3 protein-coding genes are annotated in these 5,083 nt (G+C 65.7%); 2 read left to right on the top strand and 1 reads right to left on the bottom strand.

The window, feature by feature from the left end; translation table 11 throughout:
• Nucleotides 1-210: 210 nt before the first annotated feature.
• Entirely contained in the window at nucleotides 211-1,824 is a 1,614-nt protein-coding gene (locus N511_RS0117835; protein ID WP_027680522.1) for a glucan biosynthesis protein, read from the bottom strand.
• 276 nt (nucleotides 1,825-2,100) lie between these two features.
• On the opposite strand from N511_RS0117835, the gene N511_RS0117830 reads away from it, so the two are divergent.
• Together N511_RS0117830 and N511_RS0117825 are read left to right on the top strand one after the other, a co-directional pair.
• Nucleotides 2,101-3,354 (top strand): AGE family epimerase/isomerase, encoded by a 1,254-nt coding sequence (locus N511_RS0117830; RefSeq protein ID WP_027680521.1) that lies wholly within the window; start codon nucleotides 2,101-2,103, stop codon nucleotides 3,352-3,354.
• 8 nt (nucleotides 3,355-3,362) lie between these two features.
• The gene (locus N511_RS0117825; protein ID WP_027680520.1) at nucleotides 3,363-4,664 is read left to right on the top strand and encodes an MFS transporter; all 1,302 of its coding nucleotides are present in this window, start codon (nucleotides 3,363-3,365) and stop codon (nucleotides 4,662-4,664) included.
• The last annotated feature ends 419 nt before the right edge of the window (nucleotides 4,665-5,083 follow it).

Raw genomic sequence — 5,083 nt, 5'->3', positions numbered from 1 at the left:
GGAAAAAGGAAGGGAAACTGTCTGAGCGAAGCGAGTTTTTCCCTTCCCCTCCCTGCGACATAAATTCAAGGAGTGGGTCGCCATCTCGGGCGCGCCTTTCTTTGCTTACTTTCTTTGGCAAGACAAAGAAAGTGAGTCGCCCCCGGCAGGGGGTGAAACAAGGGATAGACCGGCACCAGCCATAAAAGCCGACGCCCCAAGAAACGACGCTCACACGCCTCGATCCACCGGCGGCGTCCACTGATACGCCCAAGTCTCAGACAGCAACCGCTCCCCCGACTGCAACGTCAGCAACAACTCAATCGGCGCATTGCTCGCGTCCGGCACCACATCAAACATCGCGCGGACGCCATCGATGCTCGCCAGCGGCCGCGCAGACGCAATCTCCACCCGCCCGCGCGAGGCCCGGATGACGGGCTCCACAGTCGACCCCGCCGTGCTGCGCCCCAGCCGCGACAGCTCGCCGCCAGCAAAGTCCACGACAAACCGCCACGAGAAGTATTTGCGCGGCTGCCCCACCACGCCGCCAATGCCCGTGCGCGTCGCGACCACACGCGCCAGTGGCGAGGCCGCCGCGGGCTGCGCGCCCCACGTCAGCCGATAACCGAACGCCAGCTCCTGCCCGGCATGCGGCGCCACAGCCGGCCGCCAGAACGCGACGATGTTGTCGAAGGTTTCATCGTTGGCCGACAGCTCCACCAGTTCGACCGCACCCTCGCCCCAGCCATGCGTGGGCTCGACCCACACGCTTGGGCGCTTCTCGTAGAAGACGCCGTCATCCTGGTAATGATCGGGATTGCGGTCGCGCTGCAGCAGGCCGAAGCCGCGCGGGCTGTCGTCGGCAAAGCGCTGGCTGCGCAGCATGGGCGGATTGGCCAGCGGCCGCCAGATCCACTCGCCCGAACCGCGCCAGATGGCCAGGCCATCGGAATCATGGATTTCCGGGCGCCAGTCCGATGCACGCCAGCGACGTGCGGCGCTGTGGCGATCGCCGGCGCGGTCGGTGCGGTCGTTTTCGCCGTAGAGGAACATGCTGGTCAGCGGGGCAATGCCCAGACGCTCGATCGGCTTGCGCACGTAAAGCGTGGCGGCCACGTCCATCACCAGCGTGTCGCCGGGGCGGATGTCGAAGCGGTAGACGCCGGCCACGCTGGGCGAATCGAGCAACGCGTAGACGCGCAACGTATCGGCATCGGCGGCCGGGCGCACCAGCCAGAATTCCGTGAAGTCCGGAAACTCTTCCGCGCGCGGCAGGCCGGTATCGATCGCCAGCCCGCGCGCCGACATGCCGTACTGCCACTGCCCCCCAACGGCGCGGAAGTAGCTCGCGCCCAGGAAAGCGGCCACATCGCGCGTCGGGTCGGCCTTGGTCGTCAGCCGGAAACCCGCGAAGCCGAGGTCGGACGGCAGCGCCTGGTGGTCCAGCCCGCTCCTGCCGTAATCGAACATGGCCGGGTCATAGGCAATCAAGCGGGCCTGGCCGTCCACCACTTCGTGCATCTGCACGGCCGACTTGAAGAACAGCCCGAGGTGGAAGAATTTCGCCTCGAACGGCAAGTGCTGTCCGGCCCACAATGCGTGATCGGGGCGATAGCCAATCGATTGATAGCCGTCCCAACCGAGCGTGGCCAGCGGCGGGGGCAGCTGCGTGCTGCGCGGCCGGTAGGGCCGTGCGGCCAAGGCCCGTGCACGCGCCAGCAGGCGAGCTTCGTCAAACGGTTCGGAGGCGCCAGCGGCGGGGCCGGGCGTGGCGCTGCGGGACAAACCAGGAGCCAGGGCAAGCAGCCCGGCGGCCAACTGCTTGAGCAGGTCGCGACGGTGCATGGATCGGGGCAGGACCAGGGGATGAGCCAGGGGTGATTCATCTTCGCACAACCCACGCCCAGGCAGCATCCGGCAAAAACCTTTCATTGGACCCACAACCCTGCACGGTGACCGGGATTGGCTCAGTTGTGCGTGGCGCGGGGCCGCCAGTTGGAGCACAATCCCGGGTCTGTTCACATGTAGAACGTATGTACGTCGCCTATGGTGAACAGAACAGATACGAGCAGCCGGCCTGGCTAGAACGGGTCGACGCCCGCCACGATCATCACGGCGCACATGCTTTCACGACCCTCCACGCCCCCGCCGCCCGATACGGCCACGACCGAACCGTCCGCCGCGATTGCGGCTGCGCTGGAATCGTTCGACCGCTACTACGAGGACGTCCTGCTGCCCATGTGGCTGGGGCCCGGCTGGAACGCGCAGGCCGGTCTCTGCTATGAGGCACTCGTCGTCGACAACGGTGCGCTGGTGCCGGCGTCCACCGCGCGGTACCGGGCGATGGCCTGTGCGCGGCAGTTGTATACGTTCGCGCGCGCCACGCAGCTCTCCAAGCGCCACCGCGATCTCTGCGCCGAACGCGCCGCCGCCCTGTGCCATGCGCTGGACACGCGCTTTCGCGACACGATCCACGGCGGCTGGCTGTTTGCGATCGACAGCGCGCTGGCCCCGGACGACACCACCAAGGATCTGTACACGCACGCCTTCGTGCTGTTTGCCGCCGCACATTGGCTCGCCGTGAGCGAAGACCCGCGTGCCGCCGCGCTGATGCACGACGCGCACGACGTGATCACCCGCAGCTTTGCGCGGGCCGGTGCCAAGCCGCTGCCGGTCGCGTCCATGGATGGCTCGTTCAGCACCACGCTGACCTGCGTCGCGCAGAACCCGGTGATGCATCTGACCGAGGCGTACCTGGCCGCCGCCGCGCTGGACGAGCCGCCCGCGTGGGCCGAGGCCGGCGTGCGCACGCTGGCCGAGGGCATCCTCGCGCGCTTCATCGATACGCGCACGGGCGGCATCGCCGAGTTGCCGGTTGACGAAACTGCGGACCAGGCCAGCACCGAGAACCGCATCGAACCCGGTCACCAGTTCGAATGGTTCTATCTTGTGCGCGCACACGCCGAGGTCTTTACGCGATCCGAAGCCGGGCGCCATCTGGCCGAGACCCTCGCCCGCGCGGTGGATGCCGCCTGCGCCGACGGCGTGGATGCCGAGACGCAGGGCGTGTGCCTGTCACTCAACCTGGACGGGACGATGCGCGACGCCAGCCAGCGCATCTGGGCGCAGACCGAATACGGCCGGGCCCTCGCGCTGTGCACCGAAACGCAGGGTGCCATGCTCGCGCGCCTGCTGCCGGCGTGGTCCGCGCGCTTCCTGCACGCGCAAGGCTGGAACGAGGTGATCGACCCCGCCGGCCAGCGCCTGCGCGCCGACATGCCGTCGAGCACGCCGTACCACATCACCACCTTTTACGAGGCGGCCCGCAGCGCGCTGACCGGCTCGCCCGCACGTTGTACCCAAGCTGTTGAGTGAGACCCATCATGCATACCTCCAACCCCAACGAATCCAAGGCCCGCACCGTCTTCCGGGTGGTTAGCGGCAACTTCCTGGAGATGTACGACTTCATGGTCTACGGCTATTACGCCAAGGCCATTGCCGACACCTTCTTCCCCGCCGGCAACGAGTTCCTCTCGCTGATGCTGTCGCTGGTGACCTTCGGTGCCGGCTTCCTGATGCGGCCCCTGGGCGCGATCTTCCTGGGCGCGTACATCGACCGTCACGGCCGTCGCACAGGCCTGATTGTCACGCTGGCGCTCATGGCCTGCGGCACGCTGCTGATCGCGCTGGTGCCGGGCTACGCCACCATCGGGCTGGCGGCGCCGCTGCTGGTGCTGATCGGCCGGTTGCTGCAAGGCTTCTCGGCCGGCGTGGAGCTGGGCGGTGTGTCGGTCTACCTGGCCGAAATCGCCACCCCGGGCAAGAAGGGCTTCTTCGTGAGCTGGCAATCGGCCAGCCAGCAGGTGGCGGTCATGTTTGCCGCGCTGCTGGGCGTGCTGATGTCGTACCTGCTGCCGCCGTCGGAGATGAGCGCATGGGGCTGGCGCGTGCCGTTCCTGATCGGCTGCCTGATCGTGCCGTTCCTGTTCATCATCCGCCGCTCGCTGCAAGAGACCGAGGAGTTCCAGAAGCGCAAGCACCGTCCGGACCTGCGCGCCGTGTTCCGCTCGATGGGCCAGAACTGGCGACTGGTGGGCGCAGGCACGCTGATGGTCGTGATGACCACGGTGTCGTTCTACCTGATCACCGCCTACACGCCGACCTTCGGCAAGAGCGTGCTGCACCTGTCGGACATGGACAGCCTGATCGTCACGCTGTGCGTGGGCGCCTCGAACTTCTTCTGGCTGCCGGTGATGGGCGCCGTGTCCGACCGCGTCGGCCGCCGCCCGCTGCTGATCCTCTTTACCGTGCTGATGCTGGTGACGGCGTACCCGGCCATGCAGTGGCTGGTGAGCGCACCGTCGTTCGCCCGCATGCTGATCGTGCTGCTGTGGCTGTCGTTCCTGTATGGCAGCTATAACGGCGCGATGGTCGTCACGCTCACCGAGATCATGCCGCCGGAAGTGCGCACCACGGGTTTCTCGCTGGCGTACAGCCTGGCCACGGCCATCTTCGGCGGCTTCACGCCAGCGATTGCCACGTGGCTGATCCACGAAACGGGCAACAAGGCGATGCCGGGCGTGTGGGTGTCGTTTGCCGCGCTGTGCGGGTTGATTGCTACGCTGGCGATCGTCAAACCGGCGGGCAGGCATGAGCATGGGGCGGGGACGGCGCCTGTGGCTTAACTGGTCTCGTGGATGAAGAACGCCTCTCAGAGGGGGATCTCTCTGAGGGGCGTTTTTTCTTTGTGCTTTTGGTTTTTGCTGGGATTTTTGTTGGTGGTGCATCCCTTGTTTCATCCCCTGCCGGGGCTGACTCACTTTCTTTGGTCTTGCCCAAAGAAAGTAAGCAAAGAAATGCGCGCCCGAGATGGCGAAAGATTCCTTGAATTTATGTCGCAGGGAGGGGAAGGGAAAAACTCGCTTCGCTCAGACAGTTTCCCTTCCTTTTTCCTCCCTGCAACAGAAATTCAAGGCGCCATCTAGGGCAAGAAAGTCAAAGGACAAAAGCCGAACCATCTGGGCGCCGACCCAAACGACAAAGGCCAACCACGCGATGGGTTGGCCTTTTTCTTTTGACGTTAGGCCCTTGATGGCGCCTTGAA

Origin of the sequence: Ralstonia sp. UNC404CL21Col (assembly GCF_000620465.1) — a bacterium.
Lineage (GTDB): Bacteria > Pseudomonadota > Gammaproteobacteria > Burkholderiales > Burkholderiaceae > Ralstonia > Ralstonia flatus.
This window is presented reverse-complemented; position numbering and strand designations above follow the sequence as displayed.

Coding starts and splice junctions, on each gene's coding strand:
- N511_RS0117835 (WP_027680522.1), bottom strand. CDS start 1,824: ATGCACCGTCGCGACCTGCTCAAGCAGTTGGCCGCCGGGCTGCTTGCC.
- N511_RS0117830 (WP_027680521.1), top strand. CDS start 2,101: ATGCTTTCACGACCCTCCACGCCCCCGCCGCCCGATACGGCCACGACC.
- N511_RS0117825 (WP_027680520.1), top strand. CDS start 3,363: ATGCATACCTCCAACCCCAACGAATCCAAGGCCCGCACCGTCTTCCGG.